Consider the following 17,067-nt stretch of genomic DNA (forward strand, 5'->3'; position numbering starts at 1 on the left):
TGGCGCGCGGTATGGGGGAGATTCGGGGCAGCCGACCTGACCCGAATCGTCTCTAGAAGTCGCTGGTCAGGCCTTTGACCTCCCAGTCACCGTAGCGGCCGGGCTCCTTGCCGCCACGGCCGCCGATCTCCTTGGGCAGTTGGGCTTCCCGCGCGCGATAGTCGGTGCGCCGTGCCTCGGCTTCCGCCAGTGCGCGGCGGGCGGCGGGCGTCAGCTCTTTTGGCGGAGCGTCGCCATCCGTGCCGGCCGGCGTTTTACTGGTCTCGTCGTTCATGCGATATTTCCAGTGGATTGAAACGGGAACGGGCGTTTCCCATCATATAGCCATGACCTCACGAGGATCGACCCTTTTTCACCACCATCCCGACAGGAGCAGACGATGAACACCATTCGCACCGCCATGCTTCTCGCCGCCATGACGGCGCTGTTCATGGGCGTCGGCTTCCTGATCGGCGGTTCGGGCGGCATGATGATCGCGCTGGTGGTCGCCGCCGGCACCAATCTGTTCAGCTACTGGAACGCCGACAAGATGGTGCTGTCGATGAACCGCGCCGTCGAGGTCGACGAGAAGAACGCACCGGAATACTACGCCATCGTCCAGGCACTGGCCAAACAGGCCGGGCTGCCTATGCCGAAGACCTATCTGATCGACAGCCCGCAGCCGAACGCCTTCGCCACCGGCCGCAATCCACAGAACGCGGCGGTTGCCGCCTCCACCGGCCTGCTGCAGCGGCTGACCCATGAAGAGGTCGCCGCGGTGATGGCGCATGAGCTCGCCCACGTCCAGCACCGCGACACGCTGACCATGACCATCGTCGCCACCTTTGCCGGCGCCATATCGATGCTCGGCAATTTCGCCTTTTTCCTCGGCGGCAACCGCGACAACAACAACCCGTTCGGCTTCGTCGGCGTGCTGGCGGCGATGATCGTGGCGCCCTTTGCCGCCATGATCGTGCAGATGGCGGTGAGCCGCACCCGCGAATACGAGGCCGACCGGCGCGGCGCCGAAATCTGTGGACACCCGCTGTGGCTGGCCTCCGCGCTTGACAAGATCGCCCGCGGAGCCGAACGCATTCCCAACCCCGACGCCGAGCGCAACCCCGCTATGGCGCATCTCTTCATCATCAACCCCCTGCATGGCGAGCGCATGGACAGTCTGTTCTCCACCCATCCGAGCACCGACAACCGCATCGCTGCCTTGCAGGCAATGGCGCTCGAAATGGGCGATGGTGCGTCCCAGGCCACGCGGCGCCAGGCGCCGACGCCGCCGCGGGTTGACGAGCCGCAAGCGGCCGGTCCGTGGGGCAAGCCGCCCCAACCGGAACAAGCCGAACCGGAACAACAGGCTGAACCGGCCAGCCCGAAATCCAATCCGTGGGGCCGCAACCCGACCGGGCCCAAGGGCCGATGGTCGTGAGCGTGACGGGTCGGGCACCTCGACGCACAGGCGATCAGGAACAGGGTGACGGCGGCGAATTCGTTGCCGGCCTTGCCGCGCGCAAGGCGGCGGCGCGGCTGCTGGCCGCCGTCATCGACGCCCGCACGCCGCTTGACGGCCTGACCGACCACGAGAACGGCCACCCGCAATACAAGGCGCTCGATTTGCGCGACCGTGGCCTGGTGCGGGCCATTCTGGTGACCGCGCTGCGCTTCCGCATGACCATATCGGGGCTGCTGGCGCGGCGCCTGGAGAAGCCGCTGCCGCCCAACGCCACCGCGCTGTCGCACATGCTGCATGTGGCGGCCGCGCAGATCCTGTTCCTCGACATTCCCGACAGCGCCGCCGTCGACCTCGCGGTGACGCACGCCAAGTCCGACCCGCGCACGCAGCGCTTTTCGGGCCTGGTCAACGGCGTGTTGCGCACGCTCGCGCGGGCCAAGGAAACGGAGTTGCCGGCGGCACTTGCCGCCACCGACGAAGCGCCGAAATGGTTTTCCGACCGGCTGCAGGCCACCTATGGTCAGGACAAGGCCCGTCTCATTCTGGCAGCCCACCGCCATGAGGCGCCCGTCGATTTCTCGGTCAAGGCCGATCCCGAACTCTGGGCCGAAAAGCTCGGCGGCATTGTCCTGCCCACGGGAACGGTTCGGGTGGAGAAGCTTGCCGCGGCCGTCACCGAATTGCCGGGTTTCACCGAAGGCGCATGGTGGGTCCAGGACGCCGCCGCCAGCCTCCCCGCCCGGCTGTTTGGCGATGTCAGCGGATTGCGCGTCGCCGATCTCTGCGCCGCGCCCGGCGGCAAGACCGCCCAGTTGATCCTGGCCGGCGCCAGGGTCACCGCCGTCGACACCTCGAAGAACCGGCTGGCTCGGCTGGCGCAGAATCTGGACCGCCTTGGCCTGTCGGCCGAAATCGTCCAGGCCGACCTGCTCAAGTTTGAGCCGACGGAGCTGTTCGACGCCGTGCTGCTGGATGCGCCCTGCTCGTCGACCGGCACGGTGCGCCGGCACCCCGACGTGCCATGGACCAAGACGGCGGCGGACGTCGAAAAGCTCGCCGACCTGCAACGCAGGCTGCTCGCCCGCGCCGTCACGCTGGTCAGGCCCGGCGGCCGGATCGTCTTTTCCAATTGTTCGCTCGACCCGCTCGAAGGTGAGGATCTCCACGGCGCTTTCCTCAGAGCGACGCCTGATATCGCCGACGATCCGCTGCATCAGGGCGAGATCGCCGGCATCGATTCGTTCCTGACGCCGCAAGGCACGCTGCGCACCACGCCCGCCGATCTCAACCTCGGCGCGCCGGAGCGCTCCGGTCTGGACGGCTTCTTCGCCGCACGCATGCGTCGCGCCGGCTAAGGGACTAAGAGCAGGGATTTGCTGATTTTTTGGGGAGTTTATGACCCGACGCCAGGCCAGACGGCATCGTTTGAAGGAATTCGCCTTCGCACGAGTCGCGCAATCATGTAGACTCGACGCCGGGGTTAGGACGATCAGGAGGGGTCTTGGCACTGGCTGCCAGCAGCACGACGCGTCTGTGGACGCTGGTCGCGAAGGAGTTCTGGCGCAAAACACGCCGGCGCCTGCGCGCCGGGCCGGTGTATCGCTGGCGCTATTCCGGCCGCACGCCCGAACGCGTCCTGATCGCGCCGCCGGACCTGCGCCTGGCCGACCCGCAGATCGCACTCGAGATCTATTACGGCCGTTATCCTCTGTCTGGCCATCTGGTCGAGACCGGTGGCAAATCCCCATTCCAGATCAATGTCCCCAATCACGGTTGGCAAAAGACGCTGCATGGCTTCCGCTGGCTGCGCCATATGCGTGCCGCCGGCACGGACCTTGCCGCCGCCAATGCGCGTGCGCTGGTGTCCGACTGGATCACCATGCATGGCAACAACATCGCCGGCGTCGCCTGGGAGCCCGGCACGACGGCCAAGCGCATCATCGCCTGGCTGCAGCATTCTTCCGTCGTGCTGCAGGGCGCTGAATTTCCCTTCTACCGCGCCTTCCTGAAATCGCTGGCGGTGCAAATCCGCTATCTCAGGTCGATGGCGCGCGAAATGCCCGACGGCAAGGACCGGCTGCGCGCCCGCATCGCGCTGGCCTTCGCCGCACTGTCCCTGCCGGCGCCGGCCTCGGCGCTGCGCGGCGCCACCCGCAACCTCGCCGACGAACTCAATCGCCAGATCCTTGCCGACGGCGGCCACATCTCGCGCAACCCGATGGCGGTGCTGGAAATCCTCGCCGACCTGCTGCCGCTGCGCCAGACCTATGCCAACCAGGCCGAAGCGCCGCCACAGGCGCTGATCGGCGCCATCGACCGCATGCTGCCGGCGCTGCGCTTCTTCCGCCACCAGGATGGCAGCCTCGCCCGCTTCAACGGCATGGGCGCCACCATCCATGACCGCATCGCCACCATCCTGCGCCATGACGACACGGCCGGCTCGCCGCTGCTGCATGCACCGCATTCGGGCTACGAGCGGCTGGCGATGGGCGGCACCACCGTCATCGCCGATACCGGCCTGCCGCCGCCGGTCGACGTGTCCAACGCGGCGCATGCCGGCTGCCTCGCCTTCGAACTGTCGTCGGGCCGCCAGCATTACATCGTTAACGCCGGCATCGACACTTACGGCGCCGCCGAGTTCCGGCCGCTGGCCCGTGCCACCGCAGCGCACTCGACAGCGACCATCAACGACACGTCCTCGGCGCGTTTCAGCCATGCGCTGCGGGTCAACGACCAGCTCGGTTCACCGTTGATCGGGGGGCCGCAGCAGGTGCAATGCAAGCGCATCGACCAGAAGGGCGTCCACGGTTTCATTGCCCGTCATGACGGCTATCTCCAGCGTTTCGGCTTCCTGCATGAGCGCGAGCTGAAACTCTCCTCGGACGGCAATGTGCTGGCGGGCCGGGACCGGTTCCAGCAGCCTGGCAACGCAGCGATCCGCAACAATGGCCGCGATTTCGTCACCGTGCGCTTTCACGTCCACCCCGACATCAATCTGCTGCAGGACGAACAGGAGCGGCTGGTGCTGACCGCCGACCAGGCCGACAACTGGGTGTTCACCTCTGGCGAAGTGGTGCCCGAAGTCGAGGAATCGATCTACTTCGCCGGCCTTGGCGGCCCGCGCCGCAGTCGCCAGATCGTGCTTGCCTTCAAGGCGTCCGACATTGCCGAGGTCCACTGGCAACTGACGCGGACAAAGATCGCCGGTTATCCCCAAAACAACTAAGCTTGCGGCGGCAATCGGGTGTGCGAAGCAGCGAACGCTTGATTTCCGGGCCTCATGTGCTACGGCGCGGGCCTGCTCCTCCAGACTTGAAAGGCCGCCAGCCCATGGCCGTTCCAGCCAAGAACATTCCAGCCCCCGATCTCGTTCCGGTCCGCCGCGCGCTGCTCTCCGTCTTCGACAAGACCGGCCTGATCGACTTTGCCCGGGCGTTGGCCGCGGCCGGCGTCGAACTGGTCTCCACCGGCGGCACGGCAAAGGCGATCGCCGAAGCCGGCATGGCGGTGCGCGACGTCTCGGAACTCACCGACTTCCCCGAGATCATGGACGGCCGCGTCAAAACGCTGCATCCGTCCGTGCATGGCGCACTGCTTGGCGTGCGCGACGATCCCGAGCACGCATTGGCGATGCGCAAATACGGCATCGAGCCGATCGATCTCCTCGTCTCCAATCTCTACCCGTTCGAGGAAGTCCGCCGGTCCGGCGCCGATTACGCGTCGATCGTCGAGAACATCGACATTGGCGGCCCGGCGATGATCCGCGCCTCGGCCAAGAACCACGCCTATGTCGCCATCGTCACCGATCCCGGCGACTACGCCGCCGTGCTCAACGCGCTGGAGATGAACATCGGCTCGCTGTCGCTGGATTTCCGCAAAAAACTCGCGGCCAAGGCCTTCGCCCGGACCGCGACCTATGACGCGGCAATCTCGGGGTGGTTCGCCGAGGTGCTCGAGATCGAGCATCCGACCTGGCGCGCCTTCGGCGGCCGGCTGGCCGAAGTGATGCGCTACGGCGAAAACCCGCACCAGGCCGCCGGCTTCTACGTCAATGGCGACAAACGCCCGGGTGTCGCCACGGCGCGACAGCTGCAGGGCAAGCAGCTATCCTACAACAACATCAACGACACCGACGCCGCCTTCGAACTGGCCGGCGAATTCGATCCGGCGCGCTCGGCGGCCGTCGCCATCATCAAGCACGCCAACCCGTGTGGCGTGGCCGAAGGCACGTCGCTGAAGGCGGCCTACGCCAAGGCGCTCGCCTGCGACCCGGTCTCGGCTTTCGGCGGCATTGTCGCTGTCAACCGCATTCTCGACGCCGAGGCGGCGCAGGAAATCGTCAAGACCTTCACCGAGGTGATCATCGCGCCCGACGCGACCGACGAAGCCGCGGCAATCATAGCCGCCAAGAAGAATTTGCGCCTGCTGGTCACCGGCGGCCTGCCGGATCCGCGCGCGCCCGGCACCACGGTCAAGTCCGTTTCCGGCGGCCTGCTGGTCCAGGGCCGCGACAATGCCGTGGTCGACGACCTCGACCTGAGGGTGGTGACGAAGCGGGCACCGACTCCGGCCGAGATGGCGGACCTGAAATTCGCCTTCCGCGTCGCCAAGCACGTCAAGTCGAACGCCATCGTCTATGCCAAGGACGGCGCCACCGTCGGCATCGGCGCCGGCCAGATGAGCCGGGTCGACTCTTCGCGCATCGCCGCCCGCAAGGCGCTCGACGCCGCTGAAACCGCCGGCCATCCGGAGCCGCTGACCAAGGGGTCGGTGGTCGCCTCCGACGCCTTCTTCCCCTTCGCCGACGGGCTGATATCGGCCATCGAAGCCGGCGCCACCGCCGTCATCCAACCGGGCGGCTCGATGCGCGACGACGACGTCATCGCCGCCGCCGACGAACACGGCATCGCCATGGTGTTCACCGGCGTAAGGCACTTCCGGCACTAAGCACCGCTTCCCTTCTCCCCTTGTGGGAGAAGGTGGATCGGCGCGACAGCGCGCCGAGACGGATGAGGGGTGTTCCAGCGGAGTGAGGCGTTGGCGTTCCCTGGAACACCCCTCATCCGACCGAGCTTCGCTCGGCCACCTTCTCCCACAAGGGGAGAAGGAAAAGGCGCTGCTACTCAACCGGCCGATCCGCCGGATAGGGCGTCCTGACCAGGATCGCCATGCCAATCGCCAGGAACAAAATAATCGCTGCCATGCCGAGCCGCGCCGAGCCGCTGGTCGCGGTGATCGTCGCCACCATGAACGGCGCCAGGAAACTGGTCGCCCGTCCAGCCAGCGCATAGATGCCGAAATAGCGGCCGGACTCCGCCGCCGTGACGCTGCGCGCCATGTAGGAGCGCGACGAGGCCTGCACCGGGCCGAACGCCAGGCCGATCAGCAGGCCGTACATGATGTAGGCCTTTTCGGCCGCCGTTCCGAACAACCCACCCGAGTCAGCGGTCGAAAGCTGGATCAGGCCAAGCAGCGTGAAGCCCGGCCCCGTCGAGACGACGCCGATCGTGGCGATGGACAGCATGACCAGCGAAATCATCACCACCACCTTGGAGCCCAGCGCCGTGTCGAGGCGCGCCGCGATCCAGCAGCCGAAGATGGCGACGACGTTGAGGATGATGCCGAACATGCCGATCTCGGTGATCGACCAATGGAACATACCGGCCGCGAAGGTGCCGCCCAGCGCCAGAAGCGCATTGACGCCATCCTGGTAGATCATGCGGGCGACAAGAAAGCGGAAGATGCCGCCGCGCTTGCGCACTTCGGCCAGTGTCGATTTCAGCTCCGACAGACCCTCGCGCACCGCCGGTCCGATCGGAATGCCCTTGATGGCGTCGGGCGTGAAGAAGAACATCGGCAGGATGAACAGGAAATACCAGCCGGCCGACAAAGGCCCGGTCGCGCGGGCATCCTCGCCCAGATGCGGATCGAGACCGAACAGCGGGGTGATGCCGATGATGGTCTTGCCGGTTTCCGGTGAACCGGCGAGGCAAGTGACGACGAAGATTAGCGCGATCATGCCGCCGAGATAGCCGAGACCCCAGGCCATGTTGGAGATGCGCCCGATCTCGCTCTTCGGCACCAGCCGCGGCATCATGGAATCGTTGAACACGGTGGAGAATTCGGCCGCCACCGAGGCCAGCGAAAACAGCGCCACGATCAGGAACAGGTTCGAGCCGGGCGCTGCAAACCAGAGCAAGGTGAGGCTGGTGATCTTGATCGCCGCGAAGAAGGCGATCCACGGCTTGCGCGGTCCGGTCTGGTCGGCGATCGAGCCGAGGATCGGCGACAGCACCGCGATGACCAGCCCGGCCGCCGCTATGCCGTAGCCCCAGACGGCCTGGCCGGTGGTGGGATCGCCCGCCATGCGCGAAACGAAATAGGGGCCGAAGATGAAAGTGGTGACGACCGTGAAGAACGGCTGCGCCGCCCAGTCGAAGAACATCCACCCCCAGATGCCGCGCCCGGACGCCCGCTGCACTGTCTCTACCGCCATAGTGATTCCCCCGGCGTCCGCTCCGCCCATTTCGGGCGCCATGTCTGCATGTTTCGAATGTTCATGCAAATGGGCAACCGCTGGCTCACATCCCGGTCAGGTCGCTCATCAGTCCTGAGGCGACCGACAGTCGGGACACGGTGATGTCGCCGCCTTCGGTCAGCGCCTGCAGTCGCTCGCGGATGCGCGCCACCCGCTCGCCGCCGGCTTCGAGCCACGCCGCCACCGGATCGGCCGTTTTGGCATGGCCGGTGAGAGCGGCGACCGCGATGCCGCGCCGTGCCGCGCCGATCGTGTCGGTGGCCCGGGACAGAGCGAGTTGATCATAATAGTCCGAAGGCGTGATCGAGCGCGCCGCGTCCTCGACACGCGGGATGCGGAAGGCGTCGCTGACGGCGAAGAACGCCTTTGCGGCCGCGACGATATCGGCACCGGCGGTGCGCGCCGTCAGCGCGATGTCGGGAATGAGTTCCGCCACCTCGCTCAGCGCCAGCTGCCCGGCCAGCTTTTCCGGGGCGCCGGCCTTGAACAGGCCGTGCCGCTTCTCCTCGATCCGCTCGCGCGAGAAGGCGGGCAGCAGCGAAACGAGCTTCGGCTCCAACGCCTTGCGCGCGTCCTGCAGTTCGGCGATGCGCTGGCCGAGGGTCGCGGTGCCGGCGTCGTTCTTCAGATACCAGCCGCTGGTCACATAGATAAGCCGGCTCACCATCTGATAGAGATCGAGCTGCACCTGGCCGTCGATCTGGTTGTCGAGCGCGTCGATCTCGCGATAGAGCGCCGGCAGCCCAAAGCCGTCGCGCACCACGGCGAAGGTGCGCACCACGTCGGCGGCGGTGCGGCCCGTGGCCTCCTGCAGCCGGTTGACGAAGGACGGGCCGCCACGATTGACCAGATCGTTGGCCACGACACGGGCAATGATCTCGCGGCGCAGCCGGTGGCCATGGATTTCGGTGACGTATTTCTTCGCCATCCGGTCCGGGAAATAGCCCATGAGATCGCGGTCGAAATGCGCATCGTCCGGCACGTCGCTGGCGACGATGTCGGAGAACAGCACGATCTTGGCATAGGCGAGCAGCACGCCGAGTTCGGCCCGGGTCAGCGGCTCGCCGCGCGCCTCGCGCTCGGCAAGGGCCGCCGGTGACGGCAGCGTCTCGACCACGCGGTCGAGCAGGCCGCGCGCTTCGAGCGCCGACATGAAACGGCTTTGATGCGCGATGTCGGCCAGGCCGCGCTTGCGAGCGATCGAAAGCGCCAGCGTCTGCTGATAATTGTTGGACAGCACCAGGCCGCCAACCTCGTCGGTCATCTCGGCCAGCAGCTTGTTGCGTGCCGGGCGCGTCAGCGAACCCTTGCGCATGGCGGACGCCAGCGCGATCTTGATGTTGACCTCGACGTCGGAGCAGTTGACGCCGCCCGAATTGTCGATGGCGTCGGAATTGCAACGGCCGCCATTCATGCCGAACTCGATGCGTGCCCGCTGCGTGACGCCGAGATTGGCGCCCTCGCCGATCACCTTTGCGCGCGCGTCGAGCGCGGTGATGCGGATGGCATCGTTGGCGCGGTCGCCGACCTCGGCATTGGTCTCCGTCGATGCCCTGAGATAGGTGCCGATGCCGCCGAACCACAAAAGGTCGACCGGCGCCTTGAGGATGGCCGTCATGATCTCGACCGGCGTGGCGGTCGTCTTGGCGAGGCCGATCGCGGCAGCCGCGGCAGCCGGCAAGGTGATCGACTTCTGGCTGCGCGAGACGATGACGCCGCCTTCCGACAGCTTGGTCTTGTCATAGTCCTGCCAGCTCGAACGCGGCAGCGCGAACATGCGTTCGCGCTCGGCCATCGAGGCAGCCATGTCAGGATCGGGATCGATGAAGATGTCACGATGGTCGAAGGCGGCGATCAGCCGCGTCTTCGGCGACAACAGCATGCCGTTGCCGAACACGTCGCCCGACATGTCGCCGACGCCGACGACGGTGAAGGACGACGTCTGGATGTCGCGGTTCATCTCGCGGAAATGCCGCTTGACCGCTTCCCAGGCGCCCTTGGCGGTGATGCCCATCTTCTTGTGGTCATAGCCGGCCGAGCCGCCGCTGGCGAAGGCATCGTCGAGCCAGAAGCCGTGCTTCTCCGAGATGGCGTTGGCGGTGTCGGAGAAGGTCGCCGTGCCCTTGTCGGCGGCGACGACGAAATAAGGATCGTCCTGGTCGCGGCGCACGACGCCGGCGGGCGGGATGACACCGTCCAGGCCGATATTGTCGGTGATCGACAAAAGGCTGGAAACGAAGTTCTTGTAGGCCGAGGTGCCGGCCTCGAAGATCGCGTCGCGCCCTGCGCTCATCGGCAGCTTCTTGGGATAGAAGCCGCCCTTGGCGCCGACCGGCACGATGACGGCATTCTTGACCTGCTGCGCCTTGACCAGACCGAGCACCTCGGTGCGGTAGTCCTGGGCGCGGTCCGACCAGCGCAGGCCGCCGCGCGCCACCGGGCCGAAGCGCAGATGCAGGCCTTCGACCTCGGAACCGTAGACGAAAATCTCCCGCCATGGCCGCGGCGCCGGCAATCCCTCGACCGCCTGCGACTCGAGCTTGATTGCCAGCGACTGGCCTTTCGCTTTCGTATCGGCAACGAAATGATTGGTGCGCAGCGAGGCTTCGATGAGGTTCAGGTAGCGCCGGATGATCGTGTCATCGTCGATGTTGGGGACATCTTCCAGCGCATCCTTGATCTTGGCCTTGAGGTGCTTTGCCGCTACCACGCCTTCGCCTTCAGCCGTCGGGCCAAGCCGGGCGATGAACAGCGCATGCAAGCCGCGCGCGATGTCAGGATAGCGGTTGAGCGCCGCGGCAATAAAATCCTGACTTTGCGGAATGCCGACCTGCTGCAGATAGCGGCCATAGGCGCGCAGGATGGTGATTTCGCCGGACCACAGGCCGGCTGTCTGGGCAAGACCATTATAGCCGTCATTGTCGACGTCGCCGCGCCAGACAGACAGGAAAGCATCCTCGAACAATGCACCGCCATCGGCGAGGTCGATCGGCTTGCCGTAGCTGTTTTCCAGCTCCATGTCGTGGATGAAGACCATGCCGGACTGCTCGTCGCCGACCTCGAAAGTCCGCTCGCTGATGACGCGGAAGCCGATATTCTCCAGCACCGGCACGCGCCGTGACAGCGCCACCGGGCTGCCATGGTGATAGATCTTCAGCGCCGCCTGGTGCGGCTTCTGCTCGGCATGGCGGTAATAGTCGATGGCGATCGGATTGCCGGCGCTGATCTTGGCGATGCGTCCGGCATCGGCGAGCGCCACACCAGCGCTGAACGAATCCCGGTAGCTTTCCGGCAGCCGCGCGGCGACCGCCTTCAACGCCGGGTCGCTGCCGCTGGCTTCCGCCGCATCGGCAAGGGCATCTTCCCAGGTGCGGACGATGTCGCGGATCGCCGCCTCGATCGTCGCCTGCTCGACCTTTGGCGTCTTGCCGCCGGAGCGGCCGATGATGAAGTGCACGCGCGCCAGCCCGCCTTCGGGGAAGGCCGGGTAATAGGCCGACAGCCGGCCTTCGAACACGGTTTTCAGATAGGTGCCGATCTTCTCGCGCACGACGCTGTCATAGCGGTCGCGCGGCACGAAGACGAGGATCGAGACGAAGCGGTCGAACTGGTCGGCGCGCACCAGCGCCCGCACGCGCGGCCGTTCGATCAGGCCGAGAATGGCCGCGGCGTGCTTCCTCAGGATCGGCACCGGCACCTGGAACAATTCGTCGCGCGGATAGCTTTCCAGCACGTTGATCAGCGCCTTGCCGGAATGGTCGTGCCGGTCGAAGCCCGACTTGGCGATGATGGTTTCGGCCTTGGACCTGAGATACGGGATCTTCATCACCGAGCGCGTGTAGGCGGTCGAGGTGAACAGGCCGACGATGCGCAATTCCCCCGCCAGCGCGCCCTTGGCGGTGTAGGTCTTGACGCCGATGTAATCGAGATAGATGCGCCGGTGCACCAGCGACTTGGCATTGGCCTTGGTGACGATCAGCGGCTCCGGTCCATGCAGGAAAGCACGGATTTCGGGCGTCGTCGTTACAGCTTCGGTGCCGCGCCTCAGCACCAGCACGTCGGGATCGGACAGGATGCCCAGGCCGGGTTTTTCGGCGCGCTCCAGATTGCCGCTTTCCTCGCCGCCCGTATATTTGAACTCGCGCATGCCGAGGAAGGTGAAATTATCGTCGCGCAGCCACTCCAGGAAGGCGATGGCCTCGGCGACGCTCTTCTTGTCGAGCGGCACCGCGGAATAGCGGAATTCGGAGATCGCCTGATCGAGCCGCGCCAGCATCGGCCGCCAGTCGTTGACCGCGGCGTGGACCTGGCCGAGCATCTTGCGCAGCCGCTCGGCCAAGCCGGTTGCCTGCTCGGGCGTCAGCCGGGGAATGTGGACGTGGATGACGCTCAGCCGGTCGTGGCTGCCGTCGTCCTTGGCGAAATTGCCGTCGCCGAGAATCTCGTCCACACCTGTTTTACCGTGGCGAACCGTGATCACCGGATGGGTAACCAGGGTCGGCTCACCGGATGTCTCCGTAACTTCGCCCAGGATGGAATCGAACAGGAACGGCATATTGTCGTTGACGACCGTGATGACCGTCACCGGGCGGCCTTCGCGAACGACGCCCGAATCGGCCTCGACGGCGACGACGCGCTCCCCCTTTTTGTGGGCCGCGACCGCCTGGCCGGCGAGATCGGCGGCGCGTTCGAGGTCGGCGGCGTCGTAGGCGGCGATATCCTCCGCCGGTGCGCGGGCGAGCAGGTAGTCGGCAAGCCTGGCCGGCCTGTCCTCCGTCTTCGCCGCGACGGCCTTCTTCTTCGACTTAGCTGCGGACTTCACGCTGGCCATGACGCTTCTTCCCTCCCGTCGCATGCTTTTGCGACTATGGTAGCAGATGACCGCTGTTTGGCGACAAAGGTTTGACGGCTTGCCTAGAATTATCGGAATTCGGCGGCAAGGCATCACGTGACGAGGAGGAATGATCCATGACCGGCAAAATCACCGCGCTTGACCTGGGTTCGGGAGAGTTGAGCGAGGCGACAAAAGCCTATTTCGCCAAATGCGAGGAAAAGCTCGGCCTCGTCCCCAATGTGCTCAAGGCCTATGCCTTCGACGACAAGAAACTGCGCGCCTTCACCGACATGTACAATGATCTGATGCTGGGCGAATCCGGATTGTCGAAGCTGGAACGCGAGATGATCGCGGTCGCCGTCTCCTCGATCAACCATTGCTACTATTGCCTGACCGCTCATGGCGCGGCGGTGCGCCAGCTCTCGGGCGACCCCCTGCTTGGCGAGATGATGGTGATGAACTTCCGCGCCGCCGACCTCTCACCCAAGCAAACGGCGATGCTCGAATTCGCCGTCAAGCTGACGCAAGAGCCGGCCAGGATCGTCGAGGCCGACCGCGCGGCGCTGCGCCAGGCCGGCTTCAGCGACCGCGACATCTGGGACATCGCCTCGACGGCGGCCTTCTTCAACATGTCGAACCGCGTCGCGGCGGCAATCGACATGCGCCCGAACGACGAATACCACGCCATGGCGCGATAGGGCCACGCGCGCTCCACCATCGGGCCTGTTTCTCATCAAGCGTTGACAGGCGAATGCAGCCAGCTAGTTTTCTGGGAAACAAAATTTCCGAGGGGTGAAACTTCGTGCCGAGGCTGACGCTTCGAGAATGGGAGCCCTTATGCCTGAGCGAATTGCCAAACCCCGGATTTTTCTCTGCGCCCTGACCGTGACGTTGGCGCTCGCGGCGCCAGCCGCCCACGCCTTCGAGGCGGCGACCACCTACCAGCCCATTTTCGAGACGGCGGCGGCCAAGACAGTCACGCTGACCGGCCGTGACCTGACCGTCGACCAGGTCATCGACATCGCCCGCAACGGCGCCAAGGTCGAGCTAAGCCCCGAGGCCCTGCAGCGTTCGGCTGATGCCTATGGTCTGCTGCTCGAAGGGGCCGCCGAAGGCGTCACGATCTACTGGTTCAACCGTGGAGCCGGCGATCAGCGCGAAACGGTGATCTTTTCGGGCGACCCGACGACGCCGGAAAACACCAAGCTGCTCAAGGAACAGCAGCTCGCCCGCTTCAAGGGCGGCGTCAACCGGGGCTACGGGCCGGAGCTGCAGGAAGAAGCGCTGGTGCGCGCGATCATGGCGATCCGCGCCAACACCATGTCCTACGAAGCGGCCAGCCCGCAGCTGACGCATATGCTTGTCGACATGCTGAACAAGCGGGTAACGCCGGTGGTGCAATCGCGCGGCACGCTCGGCGAAGGTGACCTCGCGACACTCGGCAACATCGGCGCGGCCATGGTCGGCGAAGGCGAAGCCTATCTCGACGGCACACGAATGCCCGCCTCCCAGGCCCTCTCCCAGGCCGGCCTGAAACCGCTCGAACCGTTCGCCGCCGACCAGGCCGCGCTGATCAGCACCAACGCCTATGCACAGGCGCAGGCGGTGCTCTTGCTGGAGGACGCGCGAAAGCTGCTGGAATGGACGGACCTCAGCTACGCCATGGGGCTGAACGGCATGAATTCCAGCGTGACGCCGATTTCGGTGCCGGTGCAATCCATGCGGCCTTACCCATGGCTGACATGGGATGCGGCGAGGATCATGGACATGATCAAGGGCAGCTATCTCTTCGACGACGATCCGGCCCGCATCATCCAGGACCCGGAAAGCATGCGCGCCTCCAGCCAGCGCCAGGGCTCGGCCTGGCAGGCCTGGGCGGATCTGCGTCAATCCGTGCTGCTTTCCATCAATTCGTCGGATCACAATCCGGCCATCCTGCCCGGCCTGACGCCGCAGAGTTCGCCGGAGCTGAGCACGCCGCAATTCATGAAATATTACATCAAGGGCGGGCCACTGAGTAACGGCAAGTCAGGCTATATCTTCTCCAACGCCAACTGGGATCCCTATCCCATGGCCAATCAGGTCGAGGCTTTCACCATCTCGCTCACCAATCTCGGCGTCGCGGTGGCGCAGCGCATCGAGCGCTTCCGCAATCCCTTCTTCACCGTGGTCAAGCCGGCCGATGTGCTGAAGCCCGAAGAGCGCAAGGACATCCCGACCTTCGACGGTTATCTGCCGACCGATCTCTGGCAGGAACTGGCGGACCTCGGCACGCCGGTGACACCGAACGGCCAGGCAATCGTCGCCACCGTGGAGGACCTCGAAGCGCAAACCCGCATCAAGACGCAGCGCGCCCGCGAGGCGGTCGACGTCTCCTTTCACCTCGTGGCGCAGGACCTGCTGACGGCAAGCTACTGGATGGAAATCCGCAAGGAGCAGAACCCGCAGCGGAAATTCGGCGACGCGCCAACCGCCGCGCTTGAGGCGCTGCGCCAGGTGATCCCCTGGCGTCAGGCGGCATCGGAACGGCAAAAGCGGCCGCTCGGCATGGTCGCTTACGATTTCATGCAGGAGAATCCGGCCTCGAAATTCTATTCCGGCGGACCGCCAGCGCCGCAGCCCGCCGCCATGCCGGCGGCTGGGGTCTTGCCGAGATAGACCTTAGCGCGCGGCGATGGCCGCCGCGGCTCCGGCCATCGTCGTGGCGCTGACGCGGTTGGCGATCTTCATGGCGCGCTTGCTCTTCAACAGTTTGCGCGCCTGCGAGGCGGCGAGCACCCAGGCGAGATCGATGGCGATCAGCACCACCGCCATCGTCGCCGTCAGTTCGACCCAGCCGACGAGACTGACCGAAGCGAGGTCGATGATGGTCGGCAGCAGCGCCAGATAGAACATCATGATCTTGGGATTGCCGAGCGTGACGGCCATGCCGGCGAAGAACAGCTTGCCGGCCGAATCTTCACGCGGCATCTCGCCCTCCTTGGCGTCGACAGGCGCCGTCCACATCTTCCAGGCAAGGTAGGCGAGATAGGCGACGCCAGCCCATTTCACGATGACGAAAGCAAGATGAAAGGTCTGCGCCACCACGGCGAGCCCGAACACCGCCAGCGACAGCCAGATGCCTTCGCCGATCCACATGGCGAGCAGGAACGGGAACACATCGCGGAAGCCCTTGGAGATGACCAGCGCGACGAGCGCCGCGATCGATGGACCGGGCGAGCCGGCGGCCACGAACAAGGCGGCGGCGAAGATCAGCAGCGAGGTCAGGTGCATGGCGGTGGGCCTATGGCTGGACAGACTTTGAAGTCCGACATTAGCGCAAGCGATCGAGCCGTGGTAGCGCCGACAAAAAGACGCTTGCCGGTCCGGCGTCACGCCGCTAGAACGGCCACCGCGAAACAATTCCGAGCTTCACTTTGCCTCAGTAACCGCCGGTCTCGTCAACTCCCCCGACACCTGCATGGCGCCGCGTCAGCGGTGCCTGTTTCGTTTCATGTGTTCCTCTGGGCGGCGGTTCGAGACCGGTTTGGCATTGCTGGACCGCTGTCGCTCGGCTTTGCGCCAACGGCACCTGACCTCACGATCTCCGCAGCCACCCGCCACGCCGCGCCCGCAAGGGCATCTCGACATCGCCGACCTGATGAACTTCCCGACGGGAAGGGCTTACCGGCATGTCTTCCATCCTGCGCGTCCACTGGACGATCGCGCCTGAAATCCCACCACGCCCGCAGATCAACTGCAATCGATGCGGCGGCTTGAAAGCCTATCGCTGCAGCGGGAAATTCCGCGTCAACGCCAACGGCAAGCGCATCGACGTCTGGCTGATCTATCGTTGCGTCGACTGCGACAATTCCTGGAATTTCGGCATTTTCGAGCGCTGCAACCGCCGCGACATCGAGCCGGCGCTGCTCGCGGCGCTCGAAAGCAACGATCCAGGTCTGGCACGTCGCCATGCCTTCGACATCGTCGCCCTGCGCAACCAGGTTGGACGCGTCGAGGAATTCGCCGATGCCGCCGTGCGCAAACAGGTGATCGGCGAGACGAAGCAAGGCGCGACGGCGCTGGAACTCCGGCTCGGTCTGGAAGTGCCGGTATCGCTAAGGCTCGACCGCTTGCTGGCCAGCGAACTCGGCATCTCGCGGTCGCGACTCCAGGCGCTGGAGGGACGACAACTGCTGCTCGTTGATCCCGAGGGGAGCAAAGCCCTTCGCACCGATGTGCCCGCCCCTCTGTCAGTTCCGTAAAATGAAAAAA

At 65.4% G+C, this 17,067-nt stretch carries 11 protein-coding genes; 7 read left to right on the forward strand and 4 right to left on the reverse strand.

Annotated elements, in window-relative coordinates:
* Positions 1 to 52: 52 nt before the first annotated feature.
* On the reverse strand, positions 53 to 274 hold the full coding sequence (locus FJ948_RS06235; RefSeq protein WP_140702608.1) for a DUF1674 domain-containing protein: 222 nt from the start codon (positions 272 to 274) through the stop codon (positions 53 to 55).
* A 105-nt stretch (positions 275 to 379) separates the two neighbouring features.
* On the opposite strand from FJ948_RS06235, the gene htpX reads away from it, so the two are divergent.
* From htpX to purH, 4 genes are all read left to right on the forward strand, one after another.
* Positions 380 to 1,417: a zinc metalloprotease HtpX gene (gene htpX / locus FJ948_RS06240; protein WP_140702610.1), complete on the forward strand. Its 1,038-nt coding sequence runs from the start codon at positions 380 to 382 to the stop codon at positions 1,415 to 1,417.
* Complete coding sequence (locus tag FJ948_RS06245) at positions 1,408 to 2,796, forward strand: RsmB/NOP family class I SAM-dependent RNA methyltransferase (protein WP_181173577.1); 1,389 nt, start codon at positions 1,408 to 1,410, stop codon at positions 2,794 to 2,796. Before htpX ends, FJ948_RS06245 begins: the two co-directional genes overlap by 10 nt.
* A gap of 146 nt (positions 2,797 to 2,942) precedes the next feature.
* The gene (locus FJ948_RS06250) at positions 2,943 to 4,667 is read left to right on the forward strand and encodes a heparinase II/III family protein (RefSeq protein WP_140702614.1); all 1,725 of its coding nucleotides are present in this window, start codon (positions 2,943 to 2,945) and stop codon (positions 4,665 to 4,667) included.
* 104 nt (positions 4,668 to 4,771) lie between these two features.
* Positions 4,772 to 6,388: a bifunctional phosphoribosylaminoimidazolecarboxamide formyltransferase/IMP cyclohydrolase gene (purH, locus tag FJ948_RS06255; RefSeq protein ID WP_140702616.1), complete on the forward strand. Its 1,617-nt coding sequence runs from the start codon at positions 4,772 to 4,774 to the stop codon at positions 6,386 to 6,388.
* A 172-nt stretch (positions 6,389 to 6,560) separates the two neighbouring features.
* Here purH and FJ948_RS06260 read toward each other — a convergent pair whose 3' ends face one another.
* Positions 6,561 to 7,937, reverse strand: a complete 1,377-nt coding sequence (locus FJ948_RS06260; protein ID WP_140702618.1) for an MFS transporter — start codon at positions 7,935 to 7,937, stop codon at positions 6,561 to 6,563.
* 85 nt (positions 7,938 to 8,022) lie between these two features.
* A complete protein-coding gene (locus FJ948_RS06265) occupies positions 8,023 to 12,810 on the reverse strand; it encodes an NAD-glutamate dehydrogenase (protein ID WP_140702620.1) in 4,788 nt (1,595 codons plus the stop codon).
* Between the two features lie 137 nt (positions 12,811 to 12,947).
* Here FJ948_RS06265 and FJ948_RS06270 point away from each other — a divergent pair, with 137 nt between their 5' ends.
* Together FJ948_RS06270 and FJ948_RS06275 are read left to right on the forward strand one after the other, a co-directional pair.
* Complete coding sequence (locus FJ948_RS06270; RefSeq protein WP_140702622.1) at positions 12,948 to 13,511, forward strand: peroxidase-related enzyme; 564 nt, start codon at positions 12,948 to 12,950, stop codon at positions 13,509 to 13,511.
* Positions 13,512 to 13,650: 139 nt separating this feature from the next.
* Positions 13,651 to 15,471: an aromatic amino acid ammonia-lyase gene (locus tag FJ948_RS06275; RefSeq protein ID WP_140702624.1), complete on the forward strand. Its 1,821-nt coding sequence runs from the start codon at positions 13,651 to 13,653 to the stop codon at positions 15,469 to 15,471.
* Between the two features lie 3 nt (positions 15,472 to 15,474).
* Here the strand turns inward: FJ948_RS06275 and FJ948_RS06280 are convergent, their stop codons facing one another.
* Entirely contained in the window at positions 15,475 to 16,086 is a 612-nt protein-coding gene (locus FJ948_RS06280; RefSeq protein WP_140702625.1) for a LysE family translocator, read from the reverse strand.
* A gap of 398 nt (positions 16,087 to 16,484) precedes the next feature.
* On the opposite strand from FJ948_RS06280, the gene FJ948_RS06285 reads away from it, so the two are divergent.
* Entirely contained in the window at positions 16,485 to 17,057 is a 573-nt protein-coding gene (locus FJ948_RS06285; protein WP_140702626.1) for a DUF1062 domain-containing protein, read from the forward strand.
* Positions 17,058 to 17,067 lie beyond the last annotated feature (10 nt).

It is taken from the genome of Mesorhizobium sp. B2-3-12 (genome assembly GCF_006442205.1).
Lineage (GTDB): Bacteria > Pseudomonadota > Alphaproteobacteria > Rhizobiales > Rhizobiaceae > Mesorhizobium.

Coding starts and splice junctions, on each gene's coding strand:
- FJ948_RS06235 (WP_140702608.1), bottom strand. CDS start 274: ATGAACGACGAGACCAGTAAAACGCCGGCCGGCACGGATGGCGACGCT.
- FJ948_RS06260 (WP_140702618.1), bottom strand. CDS start 7,937: ATGGCGGTAGAGACAGTGCAGCGGGCGTCCGGGCGCGGCATCTGGGGG.
- FJ948_RS06245 (WP_181173577.1), top strand. CDS start 1,408: ATGGTCGTGAGCGTGACGGGTCGGGCACCTCGACGCACAGGCGATCAG.
- FJ948_RS06285 (WP_140702626.1), top strand. CDS start 16,485: ATGTCTTCCATCCTGCGCGTCCACTGGACGATCGCGCCTGAAATCCCA.
- FJ948_RS06270 (WP_140702622.1), top strand. CDS start 12,948: ATGACCGGCAAAATCACCGCGCTTGACCTGGGTTCGGGAGAGTTGAGC.
- purH (WP_140702616.1), top strand. CDS start 4,772: ATGGCCGTTCCAGCCAAGAACATTCCAGCCCCCGATCTCGTTCCGGTC.
- htpX (WP_140702610.1), top strand. CDS start 380: ATGAACACCATTCGCACCGCCATGCTTCTCGCCGCCATGACGGCGCTG.
- FJ948_RS06280 (WP_140702625.1), bottom strand. CDS start 16,086: ATGCACCTGACCTCGCTGCTGATCTTCGCCGCCGCCTTGTTCGTGGCC.
- FJ948_RS06265 (WP_140702620.1), bottom strand. CDS start 12,810: ATGGCCAGCGTGAAGTCCGCAGCTAAGTCGAAGAAGAAGGCCGTCGCG.
- FJ948_RS06275 (WP_140702624.1), top strand. CDS start 13,651: ATGCCTGAGCGAATTGCCAAACCCCGGATTTTTCTCTGCGCCCTGACC.